The 16,808-nt window shown below is 55.9% G+C and carries 15 protein-coding genes; all 15 read left to right on the forward strand.

Going from position 1 to position 16,808, the window contains the following annotated elements; all coding sequences use genetic code 11:
• The first annotated feature begins 40 nt into the window (after nt 1-40).
• The 15 genes from ravA (at nt 41) to atpD (ending at nt 16,791) form a co-directional block, all read left to right on the forward strand.
• On the forward strand, nt 41-1,537 hold the full coding sequence (ravA, locus tag S7A_RS04095) for an ATPase RavA (protein WP_009088185.1): 1,497 nt from the start codon (nt 41-43) through the stop codon (nt 1,535-1,537).
• Nucleotides 1,534-2,994 carry an ATPase RavA stimulator ViaA gene (viaA, locus tag S7A_RS04100; RefSeq protein ID WP_009088186.1) on the forward strand — a complete coding sequence of 487 codons (1,461 nt, stop codon included), beginning with the start codon at nt 1,534-1,536 and terminating at the stop codon, nt 2,992-2,994. The genes ravA and viaA overlap by 4 nt, the downstream gene beginning before the upstream one ends.
• Nucleotides 2,995-3,211: 217 nt before the next feature.
• Entirely contained in the window at nt 3,212-5,350 is a 2,139-nt protein-coding gene (gene ovoA, locus S7A_RS04105) for a 5-histidylcysteine sulfoxide synthase (RefSeq protein WP_033736112.1), read from the forward strand.
• A gap of 103 nt (nt 5,351-5,453) precedes the next feature.
• Entirely contained in the window at nt 5,454-5,915 is a 462-nt protein-coding gene (gene asnC / locus S7A_RS04110) for a transcriptional regulator AsnC (RefSeq protein ID WP_009088190.1), read from the forward strand.
• Nucleotides 5,916-6,070: 155 nt separating this feature from the next.
• Nucleotides 6,071-6,511, forward strand: a complete 441-nt coding sequence (gene mioC, locus S7A_RS04115; RefSeq protein WP_009088191.1) for an FMN-binding protein MioC — start codon at nt 6,071-6,073, stop codon at nt 6,509-6,511.
• Nucleotides 6,512-6,944: 433 nt separating this feature from the next.
• Complete coding sequence (gene mnmG / locus S7A_RS04120) at nt 6,945-8,834, forward strand: tRNA uridine-5-carboxymethylaminomethyl(34) synthesis enzyme MnmG (protein WP_009088193.1); 1,890 nt, start codon at nt 6,945-6,947, stop codon at nt 8,832-8,834.
• 47 nt (nt 8,835-8,881) lie between these two features.
• Complete coding sequence (rsmG, locus tag S7A_RS04125) at nt 8,882-9,499, forward strand: 16S rRNA (guanine(527)-N(7))-methyltransferase RsmG (RefSeq protein WP_009088195.1); 618 nt, start codon at nt 8,882-8,884, stop codon at nt 9,497-9,499.
• Between the two features lie 712 nt (nt 9,500-10,211).
• Nucleotides 10,212-10,592 carry a F0F1 ATP synthase subunit I gene (gene atpI / locus S7A_RS04130; RefSeq protein WP_009088196.1) on the forward strand — a complete coding sequence of 127 codons (381 nt, stop codon included), beginning with the start codon at nt 10,212-10,214 and terminating at the stop codon, nt 10,590-10,592.
• Nucleotides 10,593-10,600: 8 nt separating this feature from the next.
• Nucleotides 10,601-11,419, forward strand: coding sequence for a F0F1 ATP synthase subunit A (gene atpB, locus S7A_RS04135; RefSeq protein WP_009088198.1), 819 nt, complete (start codon nt 10,601-10,603; stop codon nt 11,417-11,419).
• 105 nt (nt 11,420-11,524) lie between these two features.
• Entirely contained in the window at nt 11,525-11,764 is a 240-nt protein-coding gene (gene atpE / locus S7A_RS04140; RefSeq protein WP_003849523.1) for a F0F1 ATP synthase subunit C, read from the forward strand.
• A gap of 105 nt (nt 11,765-11,869) precedes the next feature.
• The gene (gene atpF, locus S7A_RS04145) at nt 11,870-12,340 is read left to right on the forward strand and encodes a F0F1 ATP synthase subunit B (protein WP_009088200.1); all 471 of its coding nucleotides are present in this window, start codon (nt 11,870-11,872) and stop codon (nt 12,338-12,340) included.
• Between the two features lie 14 nt (nt 12,341-12,354).
• The gene (atpH, locus tag S7A_RS04150; RefSeq protein WP_009088203.1) at nt 12,355-12,888 is read left to right on the forward strand and encodes a F0F1 ATP synthase subunit delta; all 534 of its coding nucleotides are present in this window, start codon (nt 12,355-12,357) and stop codon (nt 12,886-12,888) included.
• A gap of 14 nt (nt 12,889-12,902) precedes the next feature.
• The gene (gene atpA, locus S7A_RS04155) at nt 12,903-14,444 is read left to right on the forward strand and encodes a F0F1 ATP synthase subunit alpha (protein ID WP_009088205.1); all 1,542 of its coding nucleotides are present in this window, start codon (nt 12,903-12,905) and stop codon (nt 14,442-14,444) included.
• A gap of 52 nt (nt 14,445-14,496) precedes the next feature.
• Nucleotides 14,497-15,363, forward strand: coding sequence for a F0F1 ATP synthase subunit gamma (gene atpG / locus S7A_RS04160; RefSeq protein ID WP_003849534.1), 867 nt, complete (start codon nt 14,497-14,499; stop codon nt 15,361-15,363).
• Nucleotides 15,364-15,393: 30 nt separating this feature from the next.
• Nucleotides 15,394-16,791, forward strand: a complete 1,398-nt coding sequence (atpD, locus tag S7A_RS04165; RefSeq protein ID WP_009088209.1) for a F0F1 ATP synthase subunit beta — start codon at nt 15,394-15,396, stop codon at nt 16,789-16,791.
• Nucleotides 16,792-16,808 lie beyond the last annotated feature (17 nt).

Genomic DNA, 16,808 nt, shown 5'->3' on the forward strand with positions numbered 1-16,808 from the left:
AGCGCGGCGGCCCGTCGATCGTAAGGACATTGAAGTGATTATGGCTCAACCCCATCTTTTGGCAGAAAGAATTTCTCGCCTGAGCAATGCGTTAGAAAAAGGATTGTATGAGCGGCATCATGCCATTCGCCTTTGCCTGCTGGCGGCGCTGAGCGGTGAAAGCGTGTTCCTGCTGGGCCCGCCCGGCATCGCCAAGAGCCTGATAGCACGCCGCCTCAAATATGCCTTTCAGCACGCCCGCGCCTTTGAATATCTGATGACCCGTTTCTCAACGCCGGAAGAGGTGTTTGGCCCGCTCTCCATTCAGGCGCTGAAGGATGAAGGACGCTATCAGCGCCTCACTAAAGGGTATCTGCCCGACGCAGAGATTGTTTTTCTGGATGAGATCTGGAAAGCCGGCCCGGCGATTCTGAATACCCTGCTGACCGCCATCAACGAACGCCGCTTCCGCAATGGTGACAGCGAAGAGACCATCCCGATGCGTCTGCTGGTCACCGCCTCCAATGAACTCCCGGAAGCGGACAGCGGTCTTGAGGCGCTCTATGACCGGATGCTGATCCGCCTGTGGCTGGATAACGTGCATGAGAAGCAGAACTTCCGCAGCATGCTGACTCACCAGCAGGATGAACACGCCAATCCGGTGGCGGAATCTCTGCGCATCAGTGATGAGGAGTATGCGCAGTGGCAGCTCAGCATCAGCCAGGTGGGCCTGCCGGATGCCGTTTTCGAGCTGATCTATCAGCTGCGTCAGCAGCTGGAGAGCCAGCCTGCCGCCCCCTACATTTCCGATCGTCGCTGGAAAAAAGCCATTCACCTGTTACAGGCCAGCGCCTTTTACAGCGGACGCAGCGCGATTGCGCCGATAGACCTGATCCTGCTGAAAGATTGCCTCTGGCACGACGTGGCGTCCATGCAGCTACTGGAACGCGAAATCGACCAGCTGATGACACAACACGCCTGGCAGCAGCAGCCGATGCTGCTGAAACTGCATCAGATCAAAGCCCGTCGTCTGGCGCTGCAGCAACAGCAGAGCGTGGCGCAGGCCATCACGCTGGAGAAGCACAGCGGCATGTTCAGCCGCAAGCCGCACTACGATATGCCCGAAAGCCTCACCGACGAGCAGCTGACGCTGATGCTGCAAAAGCCGCTGATGCTGCACGATATGCAGGTTACCCACCTGGTGATCGCGCGTGATGCGCTGAACCAGTGGCTGCAGAAAGGGGGCGAGGTGCGCGGCAAGCTCAACGGCATCGGCTTTGCTCAGAGCCTGGATCTTCAGGTGGATGCGCAGCACTGCCTGGCGATCCGCGATGTCAGCCTGCAGTCGTCGCGGCTGACCCTGCCCGGCGTCAGCAACAGCGAGCCGCTGCCCGGTGAGATTACCGAGGCGCTGGATGCACTGGAGAGTGAACTGCGCACCCAGCGGCATCTCTTCAGTCAGCATCAGCGCTGCCTGTTTATCAGCGACGACTGGCTGGCGCGGGTCGAAACCAGCCTGCAGGATGTGGCAGAGCAGCTGAAACAGGCGCGTAAATGATCTCCGTGGAGACGCTCAGCACCCTGCTCTCGGTGGGGGAGACCGAACTGATTGAAGAGCTGATCGTCGCCCTGCTGGCCTCCCCACAGCTTGCGCTGTTTTTTGAAAAGTTTCCCGGGCTGAAAAAAGCGCTGCTGCGCGATGTGCCGCGCTGGCGAGCCGAGATCAACGCGGAACTCAAAGCCACCCCGGTTCCGGCCACGCTGGCAGAGGAGTTTCAGCTCTTTCAGCGGGTTCAGCTCCTCAGCGATCGTGAATTCATCCACCAGCTGGATGCGACGCTTCAGGCGCTGCAAAGCCTGCCTTCGCCCTTCCTGGATGAAGCGAACCGGCTGTTGCAGCACACCGATATCCACCATCTCAGCAGCGCGCAGCACCAGCTTTTTCTGCAGCGCTGGCGGCTGAGTCTGACCTTACAGACCCTGACCCTGAATCAGCAGTTGCTGGAGCAGCAGCGCGAACGCCTGCTGGCGGAGCTGCAGCAGCGCATGGCGCTGAGCGGTCAGCTGGCCCCGATCCTGGGGGACGATGATGAAGCGGCGGCAGGCCGGTTATGGGACATGAGCAAAGCGTCACTGCAGCCCGGCGACTATCAGCTGATGCTGCAATATGGTGATTTTCTCGCGCAGCAACCGGAGCTGCTGAAGCTGGCACAGCAGCTGGGCCGCAGTCGGGAGGCTAAATCGGTGCCGTCACAGGATGCCCCGATGGAGGCCTTTCACCATCTGGTGCAGGAGCCCGCGTCCGTGCCGGAAGAGGTGAGCGGCATTCATCAGAGCGATGACGTGCTGCGTCTGCTGCCACCGGAGTTAGCCGCGCTGAGCATCAGCGAACTGGAGCTGGAGTTTTACCGGCGCCTGGTTGAGAAACGGCTGCTGACCTACCGTCTGCAGGGCGAGGCCTGGCACGAAAAAGTGACGATGCGGCCGGCCAGCCATCAGCAGCATGAGGAGCAGCCCCGCGGGCCGTTTATCGTCTGCGTAGATACCTCCGGCTCCATGGGGGGCTTCAACGAGCGCTGCGCAAAAGCGTTTTGTCTGGCGCTGCTGAAAGTCGCGCTGGCCGACCGGCGTCGCTGCTACATCATGCTGTTTGCCCATGAAGTCATCGGCTACGAGCTGACCGGGGAAGATGGGCTGGAACAGGCGATTCGCTTTCTCAGCCAGCGCTTTCGTGGCGGCACCGATCTGGCCGCCTGCCTCTCCTCGGTGGTGAACCGGATGGAGGGCGCACTGTGGCAGGAAGCGGATGCGGTCATCGTCTCCGATTTCATCGCCCAGCGTCTGCCGGAAGAGGTGATCGGGGCGATAAAACAGCGCCAGCGACACAATCAGCAACGTTTTCACGCTGTGGCTATGTCGGCCCACGGGAAACCCGGTATTCTGCGCATCTTCGACCATATCTGGCGTTTCGATACCGGCATGAAAAGCCGCCTTCTGCGTCACTGGCGCCGTTAAGAGCCTGTCCCGACAGGCGTAATTGTTGCAGGCAGTCTGGACACGGACAGCGCGGAACAACCGGAGCGTACACGGAGTACGTGAGGATTGTGAGCACTGCCCAGGTTCAGAGTGGCAAATAAAATAGCCTGACGGGCAGGCTCTAAGTCATCTGGCAGAAAAGCTTCTTTGCTATAGTGAATTACCGTTTCACTTACTCAGCAATCTGGAGCTTCCTGTGACGCTTGCTCAACCCCACCGCGATCTGCCTGCACCTACGCGGACGTTATTGCTCTCCGGCCAGAATAGCGAACAAAAACGTGCCGATTTGCTGGCCTATTTCCATCAGACCTGGGAGCAGTATGAGAGTCTGTTTACCTGTCTGGCGGATCCGCAGGCCTGGTTCACCAAAGCCATTCCGCTACGCCACCCCCTGATTTTTTATTTCGGTCACACGGCGACCTTCTACATTAATAAGCTGATGGCCGGACGTCTCATCGACGCGCGTCTGAACGATCGCATCGAAGCGATGATGGCGATTGGGGTGGATGAGATGAGCTGGGACGATCTCAACGACAGTCACTACGACTGGCCCACCGTCGATGAAGTGCGTGAATACCGGGGACGCGTGAAAGCCCTGGTCAGCGATCTCATCCAGACCATGCCGCTCACTCTGCCGATCGACTGGGAAAGTCCGGCCTGGGTGATCCTGATGGGCATCGAGCATGAGCGCATCCATCTGGAAACCTCCAGCGTGCTGATCCGCCAGCTTCCGATTGAGTGGGTTAAGCCGCAGTCCGCATGGCCCATCTGTCCGCTGGCGCGCCACCAGCGTCAGGCCGTTCCGGCCAACGCCCTGCTGCCGATGCCCGGCGGCACGGTCACGCTGGGTAAAACTGACGACACCTACGGCTGGGATAATGAGTATGGCCGCCAGCAGATTACACTGCAGCCGTTCCAGGCGAGCAAAATGCTGGTCAGCAACGCAGAATTTCTGGCCTTCGTCGAGGCGGGGGGATATCAGGATCGTCGCTGGTGGGATGATGAAGGCTGGGGCTGGTGTCAGTTTGCCAAAGCAGAGATGCCCACCTTCTGGGTTGGCACACCTGCGATGCCCGATCAGCTGAAACTGCGTCTGATGTGTGAAGAGGTGGCGATGCCCTGGGACTGGCCTGCCGAGGTCAATCAGCTGGAAGCCGCCGCCTTCTGCCGCTGGAAAGCAGATCAGACGGGGCTGGCGATTCAGCTTCCCTGCGAAGCGGAGTGGACTCAGCTGCGCGAACAGGTTGCCGGCGACCAGCCACACTGGGAGCAGGCACCGGGCAACATTAACCTGGCTTACTGGGCCTCCTCGTCACCGGTCGATCTGTTCGCCCAGGGCGACTTCTTCGATATCGTCGGCAACGTCTGGCAGTGGACCACCACGCCAATTAACGGCTTCGAAGGCTTCCGGGTCCATCCGCTTTACGACGATTTCTCGACGCCGACGTTTGATGGCAAGCACTCGCTGATCAAAGGGGGCAGCTGGATATCCACCGGCAATGAAGCCCTGAAATCGGCACGCTATGCGTTTCGCCGCCACTTCTTCCAGCATGCCGGTTTCCGCTATGTGGTGTCCGGGCACAGGGAGAGCATGGCGCTGAATCCGTATGAGTCTGACGCCATGGTGTCGCAGTATCTCGACTTCCAGTATGGCCCGCGCTATTTCGGCGTGGAAAACTATGCCGAAAGCCTGGTGAAGCTGGCGCTGAATTACACCCGCGCCCGGGGCGACGCCCTGGATATCGGCTGCGCGACCGGACGCGCCAGTTTCGAACTGGCCCGCCACTTCGAACGCGTCACCGGCATGGACTACTCGGCGCGTTTCATTGATGTGGCGCTGCAGCTGACCAGCGGTGAAGATTTCCGTTATCTCCTGCCTCAGGAGGGCGATCTGGTCGAATATCGTCAGGTTCGCCTGAAAGATTTCGATCTGGAGAGCGATCTGGCGCAGCGAATCCGCTTTGTGCAGGGGGACGCCTGCAACCTGAAGCCGCAACCGGCCGGTTACGATCTGGTGCTTGCCTCCAATCTGATCGATCGTCTGCGTCAGCCCGCGCGCTTCCTGCAGGATGTGACGCCGATGCTGCGTCCGGGCGGCATTCTGCTGCTCTCATCGCCTTACACCTGGCTGGAAGATTTCACGCCGAAAGAGAACTGGCTGGGCGGCGTGCGGGAAAACGGAGAGGCCCTGACGACCCTGCAGGCGCTGCAACGGCTGCTGGCCGCCGACTTCGAGCTGATCGATGAACCGCAGGATGTGCCGTTCGTGATCCGCGAAACGGCCCGCAAGTTCCAGCATACGCTGGCGCAGGTCACCGTCTGGCGCAAACGCTAAGCAACCCGGCAGCGGCGCCCGTCGCTGCCGGGAGTTGCCTGAACCACTATTTTGCTGCACATTCACCCTTGTTCACTTAAGCAGACCCACAACGAGGATGGCCATGGCCGAACATCTGCAGCTCGACAATCTGGATCGCGGCATTCTGAATGCCCTGCTGGAGAATGCGCGCACCGCTTACGCCGAGCTGGCAAAGCAGTTTAATGTCAGTCCCGGCACCATTCATGTGCGCGTGGAGAAGATGAAGCAGGCGGGTATTATCCTGGGCACGCGGGTGGATATCGATCCGCGCCAGCTGGGGTTTGATGTCTGCTGCTTTATCGGCATTATCCTGAAGAGCGCGCGTGACTATCCGGCGGCGCTGAGCAAACTGGATGCGCTGGATGAGGTGGTTGAAGCCTGGTACACCACCGGTCACTACAGCATCTTTATTAAGGTGATGTGCCGGTCAATCGATGCCCTGCAGCAGGTGCTGATCAACAAGATCCAGACCATTGATGAAATTCAGTCAACCGAAACCCTGATCTCGCTGCAAAACCCGATCATGCGTACCATCAAGCCCTGATCGTTCCTTCCCCTGTGCATAATCTTATCTCTGACGAATGTGGCGGCTGACAACGGCTGCGTTCGCCTTTCCCGATCCATTAACCCTGTTGTCCACAGGTGGATCACCGCTTGATCACAGCGTACAATGCTCGCCTTACTGTCCGGGAGAGCAAGATGGCCGATATTACCTTAATCAGTGGCAGTACTCTGGGAAGCGCCGAGTATGTGGCTGAACATCTGGAAGAAAAATTACAGGACGCAGGCTTCTCCACGCAGCTGCTGCATGGCCCGGAGCTGGATGAGGTGCCGCAGACCGGTATCTGGCTGGTGGTCTGCTCAACGCATGGTGCCGGCGATATTCCTGACAATCTGCTGCCACTCGCTGAAGCCATCCGCGACAGCCAGCCCGATCTTTCTCAGGTTCGCTTTGGCGCTGTCGGACTCGGCAACCATGAGTACGATCTCTTTTGCGGCGCGATCCGCCAGATTGATGCGCTGCTGACCGCACAGGGGGCGCAGCGGATAGGCGATCGTCTGGAGATTGACGTGCTGGAGCATGAGATCCCTGAAGATCCGGCAGAGGCCTGGCTGGAAACGTGGAAAAACGCGATCTGAATCGTGGACGGGGATCGCGAAATAGTGACGATCCCCAGTGGAAGATGCTGATTTTATCCTTTTCCGCTCGTTTATTTTGTGGATAACTACCCTCTTTTACTGCGTATAACCGGTAGTTATCCAAAGAACAACCGATGCATGTTTTTTGAGCTGTGTATAACCTAAGGTTTTGATCCCAGCTTATACGGATCAGGATCACCGATCACTCACAGCTAGTGATCCTGCCCATCCTGTTGTTTATGCAATGCTTCTGGCACATATCCACAGGAGGCCGGGATCCTAATAAGAGATCTAACAGAAAGATCATATACAGATCTAAGATCCTTTCTTTTAAAACCGGACGATCCCGCGGCTTTCACCCCAGACGGAATTTGAGTAGAATCCACGCCCCAGGACGACGATCCTGCACGTTCATCAACCGAGGTACCACTTCATGTTTTATCAGGATCCTTTTGACGTCATCGTAATTGGTGGTGGTCATGCGGGCACCGAAGCCGCAATGGCGGCAGCCCGAATGGGTCAGCAAACCCTGTTACTCACCCATAACATTGATACGCTTGGACAAATGTCCTGCAACCCGGCGATCGGTGGCATTGGCAAAGGACATTTGGTGAAGGAAGTGGATGCCCTGGGGGGTCTGATGGCCCATGCGATCGACCAGGCCGGTATCCAGTTTAGGATACTAAACGCCAGCAAAGGGCCGGCGGTGCGGGCCACCCGTGCTCAGGCCGATCGCGTGCTCTATCGCCAGGCGGTGCGCACTGCCCTGGAGAACCAGCCCAACCTGATGATCTTCCAGCAGGCGGTCGACGATCTCATCGTTGAAAACGATCGCGTGGTGGGTGCCGTGACTCAGATGGGACTGAAGTTCCGCGCGAAAACCGTGGTACTGACCGTCGGAACCTTCCTGGACGGCAAAATTCATATCGGTCTGGACAACTACAGTGGCGGTCGCGCAGGTGATCCCCCGTCCATTCCGCTGGCAAAACGACTTCGCGCGCTGCCGCTGCGGGTAAACCGCCTCAAAACCGGCACGCCGCCGCGAATTGACGCTCGCACCATCGATTTTTCAGTGCTGAGCCCGCAGCATGGCGATAACCCGATGCCGGTCTTCTCGTTTATGGGCAGTGCCGCTCAGCATCCGCAGCAGGTGCCGTGCTGGATCACCCATACCAACGAGAAAACCCACAACGTGATCCGCGAAAACCTGGATCGCAGCCCGATGTACGCCGGGATCATCGAAGGGATCGGCCCGCGCTACTGCCCGTCGATCGAAGACAAAGTCATGCGCTTTGCCGATCGTAACTCGCATCAGATCTTCCTGGAGCCGGAAGGGCTGACCAGTAATGAGATCTACCCGAACGGTATCTCTACCAGCCTGCCGTTTGACGTGCAGATGCAGATCGTCCGCTCAATGAAGGGGATGGAGAATGCGAAGATCGTGCGTCCGGGTTATGCCATCGAGTATGACTTCTTCGATCCGCGCGATCTCAAACCGACGCTGGAGAGTAAGTTTATCGACGGCCTCTTCTTTGCCGGACAGATCAACGGCACAACCGGTTATGAAGAAGCCGCTGCGCAGGGGATGCTGGCCGGTCTGAACGCCGCCCGTCAGTCTGCTGACAAAGAGGGCTGGGCACCGCGTCGCGATCAGGCTTATCTGGGCGTGCTGGTTGATGACCTCTGTACGCTCGGCACCAAAGAGCCGTACCGCATGTTTACTTCCCGTGCCGAATACCGTCTGATGCTGCGCGAAGACAATGCCGATCTGCGTCTGACCGAAACCGGTCGTGAACTGGGTCTGGTCGATGATGCACGCTGGGCGCGCTTCAACCAGAAGCTGGAAGCGATTGAGCAGGAGCGTCAGCGTCTGCGCGATATCTGGGTTCATCCAAAATCCGAACACGTTTCCGACGTCAATACGGTGCTCAGCGCGCCGCTGACCAAAGAAGCGAGTGGTGAAGATCTGCTGCGTCGTCCAGAGATGACCTATCTGAAGCTGATGGCGCTGGAGGCCTTCGGCCCGGCACTGGCCGATGAGCAGGCCGCTGAGCAGGTTGAGATTCAGGTGAAGTATGAAGGCTACATCGCGCGTCAGCAGGAAGAGATTGATCGTCAGTTGCGTAATGAGAACACGCTGCTGCCGGTTGAGCTTGACTATCGCCAGGTGAATGGACTCTCCAATGAGGTGATCGCCAAGCTGAACGATCACAAGCCGACGTCGATCGGGCAGGCGACGCGCATTTCCGGTATTACCCCGGCGGCCATCTCGATTCTGCTTATTTACCTGAAAAAACAGGGTCTGCTGCGCAAAAGCGCCTGATCTTAAACGGGGCGAGGAGACTCGCCCCCGCTGAATGGACTTATGCTGTGATTAACACACTCACGTCGCTGCTCAATGCAGCCGGTATTTCCCTCTCCGATCAACAAAAACAGCAGCTGGTTGCCTATGTCGGCCTGCTGGATAAGTGGAACAAAGCCTACAACCTGACCTCCGTCCGCGATCCGCAGCAGATGCTGGTGCGTCATATCCTCGACAGTATCGTGGTGGCGCCGCATCTTCAGGGCGCACGCTTTATTGATGTTGGCACCGGACCGGGTCTGCCAGGCATTCCGCTGGCTATCGTCATGCCGGATGCGCACTTTACGCTGCTCGACAGTCTGGGCAAGCGGGTCCGGTTCCTGCGTCAGGTTCAGCATGAGTTAGGACTTACTAACATCACGCCGGTCCAGAGCCGGGTAGAGACCTTCCCGGCGGAACCCCCGTTCGACGGGGTGATCAGCCGTGCTTTTGCCTCCCTGACCGATATGGTGACCTGGTGTCATCATCTGCCGGGAAGGGAAGGGCGCTTCTTTGCGCTGAAAGGGGTACGACCAGATGATGAAATTGCCGCTTTACCGGCGGGTTTTGGGGTAGATTCCGTCATCAGACTGCAGGTGCCTCAGCTGGACGGTGACCGCCACCTGGTCATTCTGCGTCACCAGTAGCCTTATCGTCAGCAGGGTCTTAGCGCGTTTCAACCTCAGGCCCTCTCAGGCGGCTGATTAAAAAAAACGCAGACGAGATCGGTGTGATAAAAGTTTTTGATTAAACGCGCGCGGTAAGAAGGTTAAAAAGGCCGATGGAAATTATCCGAAAAGCTCTGTTACATTTAACCTTTAATTCACATTTGGTTATCAGAAATATCACTTGTATAGCCGGGTAGCGGAATAAAAATAGTCACGTCAGAAAATATATCGCGGTAATAACCTGCCGTGCGTAATATCAGTTTCACGATTCTCAGGCACAGTTCGATGTCAATAGCCTGTTTTCCGGGAAATTACGCTTTCCGCTACAGCGATCTAATTTTAAGTGGCTGATTCAACTAGCCTTAACCGATGCAGGCCGGGCGCTGAAATAGCACCCCGATAAAACTCATTCTGGCGCAGGTGCTTATTATGTGATCTAAAGCACGCTTTAAAAGCAAGACGCCAGTGAATTTTCAGTCCGATTCAGATGAATTCCGGCAGGGTAATCTTTGGAAAAATAGCCCTCCGGAAAGAAATTTAAATAATTGTTCACCTTTTCGCTACTTACCGATTGAAATCGCAGGTGCGGCCCGTATAATTTGCACGGCTTTTGCTGCTTGACTCAACTGCGCAAAGGCAGTCTTATACGACACGCGACATACCCCTGATGGGGCAGGAGAGTATCAGCGTCATGTCAGTGTCTCTTTACAGTGTGAAATTCGCCCGAACGGTGCTGATGATTCAGCTGGTGACGATAGTCATCATCGGCGCACTCTTTGCTGTTAAAGATGTCACGTGGGGTGTCTCTGCTCTTGCTGGCGGAGCGGCAGCCTGGCTGCCAAACGTATTGTTTTTGTTTTTAGCCTGGCGCCTGCAGGGGCAATCCCCCGCTTCGGGGCGAGTCGCGTGGAGCTTCGCTTTAGGTGAAATAGCCAAAGTGTTTGCGACCATCATTTTGCTCATTGTGGCGTTGGGTCTATTCGGCGCGGTCTTCTGGCCGGTCGGAATAACCTGGTTATCGGTGCTGGTGGTACACATGCTGGCACCGGCGGTAATTAACAACAAAGGGTAAGAGGCATCATGGCTGCAGGAGAAATCTCTACTCCGCAAGAGTACATTGGTCACCACCTGACTCATCTTCAGTTGGACCTGCGTACCTTCGAGTTAGTGAATCCGCACGACGCTCCCGCGACGTTCTGGGTATTAAATATCGATTCCATGTTTTTCTCTCTGGTGCTGGGAGTTATCTTCCTGGTGTTGTTCCGTAGCGTGGCGAAGTCTGTCACCAGCGGTGTGCCAGGGAAAATGCAGGCGGCTATCGAACTGGTTGTCGGCTTCGTTGATAGTAACGTGCGCGACATGTATCACGGTAAGAGTAAACTTATCGCCCCGCTGGCTCTGACAATCTTTGTCTGGGTCTTCCTGATGAACTTCATGGATCTGCTGCCAATCGACCTGCTGCCTTATATCGGCGAGCACGTATTGGGGTTACCGGCGCTGCGCGTCGTACCGTCTGCAGACGTGAACATCACGCTCTCTATGGCGTTGGGCGTATTTATTTTGATTCTGTTCTACAGCGTCAAAATGAAAGGCATTGGCGGCTTCACGAAAGAGCTGACGCTGCAGCCTTTTAACCACCCGATCTTCATCCCGATCAACCTGATTCTGGAAGGTGTAAGCCTGCTGTCTAAGCCTGTTTCACTGGGTTTACGACTGTTCGGTAACATGTATGCGGGTGAACTGATCTTTATCCTTATTGCCGGTCTGTTGCCGTGGTGGTCACAGTGGGTGCTGAATGTGCCGTGGGCCATTTTCCACATCCTGATCATTTCGCTACAGGCTTTCATTTTCATGGTCCTCACGATCGTCTATCTGTCGATGGCATCTGAAGAGCATTGATTTTTTTCTCAACACTACTTTCCCTCCTGATTCCGGGTGGCAGCGCACGCCGCTGAAGCCCGGAAGATGAAGGGAGCATTTAACTGAAACAAACTGGAGACTGTCATGGAAAACCTGAATATGGATCTGCTGTACATGGCTGCCGCTGTGATGATGGGCCTGGCGGCAATCGGTGCTGCGATCGGTATCGGCATCCTCGGAGGAAAATTCCTGGAAGGCGCTGCTCGTCAGCCTGACCTGATTCCTCTGCTGCGTACGCAGTTCTTTGTTGTAATGGGTCTGGTGGATGCAATCCCGATGATCGCTGTTGGTCTGGGTCTGTACGTGATGTTTGCTGTCGCCTAAAGCCCTGTGTTCACTCAGCGCACAATGTGCAGGGGTGAACGGATTCTGCCGCTTATCGCTGATAACGGCAGAAAAGTTAAATACTCAATCTAGAGGCATTGTGCTGTGAACATTAATGCAACAATCCTCGGCCAGGCTATCGCGTTCATCCTGTTTGTCGCGTTCTGCATGAAGTACGTATGGCCGCCGATTATGGCTGCCATCGAAAAGCGCCAGAAAGAAATTGCTGAAGGCCTTGCTTCTGCTGAACGTGCGAAGAAAGATTTGGATCTCGCGCAGGCTAATGCGACCGACCAGCTGAAAAAAGCCAAAGAAGACGCTCAGGTCATTATCGAGCAGGCGAACAAGCGTCGCACGCAGATTCTGGACGAAGCCAAAACCGAAGCTGAAAACGAACGTAATCGTATCGTGGCACAAGCGCAGGCGGAAATTGACGCCGAACGTAAACGTGCACGTGAAGAACTGCGTAAGCAAGTCGCGTTGCTGGCTATGGCTGGCGCCGAGAAGATCATCGAACGCTCCGTGGATGAAGCTGCTAACAGCGACATCGTTGATAAACTGGTCGCTGAACTGTAAGGAGGGAGGGGCTGATGTCTGATCTGATTACTGTAGCTCGCCCCTACGCCAAAGCAGCTTTTGACTTTGCTGTTGAGCATCAAAGTATTGAACGCTGGCAACAGATGCTGGCGTTCGCCGCAGAAGTGGCTCGCAATGAACAGATGGCTGATCTTCTCTCTGGTGCGTTAGCACCGGAAGCGCTGGCAGCGTCGTTTAACGCAGTCTGTGGTGATCAACTGGATGAACCCGCGCAGAACCTGATTAAGGTGATGGCGGAAAACGGACGTTTGACAGCGCTTCCGGCTGTACTGGCCCAATACATCGAACTGCGTGACGCTCATGAAGCCACCGCTGAAGTTGATGTTATCTCCGCCAGTACGCTGAGTGACGACCAGCTGAATAAAATCAGCGCCGCGATGGAAAAACGTCTGTCACGCAAAGTTAAGCTGAATTGCAAAATTGATAAGTCTGTGATGGCAGGCGTGATCATCCGTGCGGGTGATCTGGTTATTGATGGCAGCGTACGCGGCCGTCTTGACCGTCTGGCTGACGTCTTGCAGTCTTAAGGGGACTGGAGCATATGCAACTGAATTCCACCGAAATCAGCGAACTGATCAAGCAGCGCATTGCTCAGTTCAATGTCGTGAGCGAAGCTCACAACGAAGGTACGATTGTTTCTGTAAGTGACGGTATCATCCGCGTACACGGCCTGGCCGATGTCATGCAGGGTGAGATGATTGCCCTGCCGGGTAACCGTTACGCTATCGCCCTGAACCTCGAGCGTGACTCGGTTGGTGCTGTGGTGATGGGTCCTTACGCTGACCTCGCCGAAGGCATGAAGGTTAAGTGTACTGGCCGTATTCTTGAAGTACCGGTAGGCCGTGGCCTGCTGGGCCGCGTCGTGAACACCCTGGGTGCTCCTATCGACGGTAAAGGCGCAATTGACAACGACGGTTTCTCACCGGTTGAAGTGATTGCTCCTGGTGTTATCGATCGTCAGTCAGTCGACCAGCCGGTTCAGACCGGTTATAAGTCGGTCGATGCGATGATTCCAATCGGCCGTGGCCAGCGTGAGCTGATCATCGGTGACCGTCAGACCGGTAAAACCGCGATGGCGATCGATGCGATCATCAACCAGCGCGACTCAGGCATCAAGTGTGTCTACGTTGCGATTGGTCAGAAAGCCTCAACCATCTCTAACGTGGTTCGTAAGCTGGAAGAGCATGGCGCACTGCAGAACACCATCGTTGTTGTGGCGTCTGCGTCTGAATCTGCTGCACTGCAGTATCTCTCTCCGTACGCAGGTTGTGCGATGGGCGAATACTTCCGTGACCGCGGTGAAGATGCGCTGATCGTTTATGATGACCTCTCCAAGCAGGCTATCGCATACCGTCAGATCTCTCTGCTGCTGCGTCGTCCACCGGGTCGTGAAGCATTCCCTGGCGACGTGTTCTATCTCCACTCTCGTCTGCTGGAACGTGCATCACGCGTAAGCGCTGAATATGTTGAGCGTTTCACCAATGGCGCGGTGACAGGTAAAACCGGTTCACTGACTGCACTGCCGATCATCGAAACTCAGGCGGGCGACGTTTCTGCGTTCGTTCCGACCAACGTAATCTCGATTACTGACGGTCAGATCTTCCTGGAATCCAACCTGTTCAACTCCGGTATTCGTCCGGCGGTTAACCCAGGTATTTCGGTATCCCGTGTTGGTGGTGCTGCACAGACCAAGATCATCAAGAAACTGTCCGGTGGTATCCGTACCGCGCTGGCACAGTATCGTGAACTGGCGGCGTTCTCGCAGTTCGCTTCTGATCTGGATGATGCAACCCGTAAACAGCTGAGCCACGGTCAGAAAGTGACCGAGCTGCTGAAGCAGAAACAGTATGCGCCGATGTCTGTCGCGCAGCAGGGTCTGGTTCTGTTCGCTGCCGAGCGTGGCTACCTGAACGACGTTGAACTGGCAAAAATTGGTAGCTTTGAAGCTGCACTGCTGGCCTTCGCCGATCGCGACCACGCTGAGCTGATGGCTGAAATCAACCAGTCGGGCAACTTTAACAACGATATCGAAGCGAAGCTGAAAGGCCTGATCGATACGTTTAAAGCAACCCAGTCCTGGTAATGTCTGGCGGCTTGTCTGAAAAGGCAGGCCGCAAGGCTTTGAGGAGAAGCTAATGGCCGGCGCAAAAGAGATACGAAGCAAGATTGGAAGCGTGAAAAACACGCAGAAAATCACCAAAGCGATGGAAATGGTCGCCGCCTCCAAGATGCGTAAAACGCAGGAACGCATGGCGGCCAGCCGTCCGTATGCAGACACCATGCGCAAAGTGATTGGTCACCTTGCGTTGGGTAATCTGGAATACAAGCACCCTTACCTGGAACAGCGCGACGTCAAGCGCGTCGGCTACCTGGTCGTTTCAACAGACCGCGGGCTTTGTGGTGGTTTGAACATTAACCTGTTCAAAAAATTACTGGCGGATATGAAGTCCTGGTCCGATAAAGGCGTGCAGAGCGATCTGTCGATTATCGGTTCAAAAGGGGCGTCATTCTTCAGTGCTGTGGGTGGCAACATCGTGGCGCAAGTCAGCGGCATGGGCGATAAACCTGCCCTGTCTGACCTGATTGGCCCGGTAAAAGTGATGTTGCAGGCTTATGATGAAGGCCGCATCGACAAGCTGATGATCGTCAGTAACAAGTTCAATAACACCATGTCTCAGACTCCGACCATCACCCAACTGCTGCCGTTAGCGCCAGCGGAAGGTGAAGAAGAGATGAAGGCGAAGACCTGGGATTACCTGTACGAACCCGATCCGAAAGCGCTGCTGGATACCCTGCTGCGTCGTTATGTCGAATCGCAGGTTTATCAGGGTGTGGTGGAAAATCTGGCCAGTGAGCAGGCCGCACGTATGGTGGCGATGAAAGCCGCAACCGATAACGGCGGAAATCTGATCAAAGAGCTGCAGTTGGTGTACAACAAAGCTCGTCAGGCCAGCATCACCCAGGAACTTACCGAGATCGTCTCGGGGGCCTCCGCGGTTTAACCAGGTTTGGAATTAGGTAGAGGATTCAAGATGGCAACTGGAAAGATTGTCCAGATTATCGGCGCCGTTGTTGACGTCGAATTCCCTCAGGACGCGGTACCGCAAGTGTACAGCGCCCTCGAGGTGATGAATGGTGATGCACGTCTGGTGCTGGAAGTTCAGCAGCAGCTGGGCGGCGGCGTTGTGCGTACCATCGCAATGGGTACGTCTGACGGCCTGAAGCGTGGTCTGAACGTCAACGACCTGCAGAAACCGATTCAGGTTCCAGTCGGTAAAGCGACCCTGGGCCGTATCATGAACGTTCTCGGCGAGCCAATCGATATGAAAGGCGAGCTGAAAGAAGAAGATGGCAGCGCAGTAGAGATCGCCTCTATTCACCGCGCGGCACCTTCTTATGAAGATCAGTCTAACTCGCAGGAACTGCTGGAAACCGGCATCAAGGTTATCGACCTGATGTGTCCGTTTGCGAAAGGCGGTAAAGTCGGTCTGTTCGGTGGTGCGGGTGTGGGTAAAACCGTCAACATGATGGAACTGATCCGTAACATCGCGGCTGAGCACTCAGGTTACTCTGTGTTTGCCGGTGTGGGTGAGCGTACTCGTGAGGGTAACGACTTCTACCACGAAATGACCGACTCTAACGTTATCGATAAAGTTGCGCTGGTCTATGGCCAGATGAACGAGCCGCCGGGTAACCGTCTGCGCGTCGCACTGACCGGTCTGACCATGGCGGAAAAATTCCGTGATGAAGGCCGCGACGTTCTGCTGTTCATCGATAACATCTACCGTTATACCCTGGCCGGTACAGAAGTTTCTGCACTGCTGGGTCGTATGCCATCTGCGGTAGGTTACCAGCCAACGCTGGCAGAAGAGATGGGTGTGTTGCAGGAGCGTATTACCTCCACCAAGACCGGTTCAATCACCTCCGTACAGGCCGTTTACGTTCCTGCGGATGACCTGACTGACCCGTCACCAGCGACCACCTTCGCGCACCTGGACTCAACCGTTACCCTGAGCCGTCAGATCGCCTCTCTGGGTATCTACCCGGCCGTTGACCCGCTGGATTCTACCAGCCGTCAGCTGGATCCGCTGGTTGTGGGTCAGGAGCACTATGATGTTGCACGTGGCGTTCAGTCACTGCTGCAGCGTTATCAGGAGCTGAAAGACATCATCGCCATCCTCGGTATGGATGAGCTGTCTGAAGAAGACAAACTGCTGGTGGCACGTGCGCGTAAGATTCAGCGCTTCCTGTCGCAGCCGTTCTTCGTTGCGGAAGTATTCACCGGTTCACCGGGTAAATACGTTTCCCTGAAAGACACTATCCGTGGCTTTAAAGGCATCATGGAAGGTGAGTTTGACCACCTGCCAGAGCAGGCCTTCTACATGGTTGGTGCCATCGAAGAAGCCGTGGAAAAAGCGAAGAAACTGTAATAACGGTTTCCCGGGAG

It is taken from the genome of Pantoea sp. Sc1, assembly GCF_000255315.1.
In the GTDB taxonomy this organism is placed as follows: domain Bacteria; phylum Pseudomonadota; class Gammaproteobacteria; order Enterobacterales; family Enterobacteriaceae; genus Pantoea; species Pantoea anthophila.

Excerpts from the sequence above, each read along its gene's own strand:
- atpG (WP_003849534.1), top strand. The coding sequence starts at position 14,497 with ATGGCCGGCGCAAAAGAGATACGAAGCAAGATTGGAAGCGTGAAAAAC.
- viaA (WP_009088186.1), top strand. The coding sequence starts at position 1,534 with ATGATCTCCGTGGAGACGCTCAGCACCCTGCTCTCGGTGGGGGAGACC.
- atpH (WP_009088203.1), top strand. The coding sequence starts at position 12,355 with ATGTCTGATCTGATTACTGTAGCTCGCCCCTACGCCAAAGCAGCTTTT.
- atpE (WP_003849523.1), top strand. The coding sequence starts at position 11,525 with ATGGAAAACCTGAATATGGATCTGCTGTACATGGCTGCCGCTGTGATG.
- atpI (WP_009088196.1), top strand. The coding sequence starts at position 10,212 with ATGTCAGTGTCTCTTTACAGTGTGAAATTCGCCCGAACGGTGCTGATG.
- atpB (WP_009088198.1), top strand. The coding sequence starts at position 10,601 with ATGGCTGCAGGAGAAATCTCTACTCCGCAAGAGTACATTGGTCACCAC.
- atpA (WP_009088205.1), top strand. The coding sequence starts at position 12,903 with ATGCAACTGAATTCCACCGAAATCAGCGAACTGATCAAGCAGCGCATT.
- mioC (WP_009088191.1), top strand. The coding sequence starts at position 6,071 with ATGGCCGATATTACCTTAATCAGTGGCAGTACTCTGGGAAGCGCCGAG.
- ravA (WP_009088185.1), top strand. The coding sequence starts at position 41 with ATGGCTCAACCCCATCTTTTGGCAGAAAGAATTTCTCGCCTGAGCAAT.
- mnmG (WP_009088193.1), top strand. The coding sequence starts at position 6,945 with ATGTTTTATCAGGATCCTTTTGACGTCATCGTAATTGGTGGTGGTCAT.
- asnC (WP_009088190.1), top strand. The coding sequence starts at position 5,454 with ATGGCCGAACATCTGCAGCTCGACAATCTGGATCGCGGCATTCTGAAT.
- atpD (WP_009088209.1), top strand. The coding sequence starts at position 15,394 with ATGGCAACTGGAAAGATTGTCCAGATTATCGGCGCCGTTGTTGACGTC.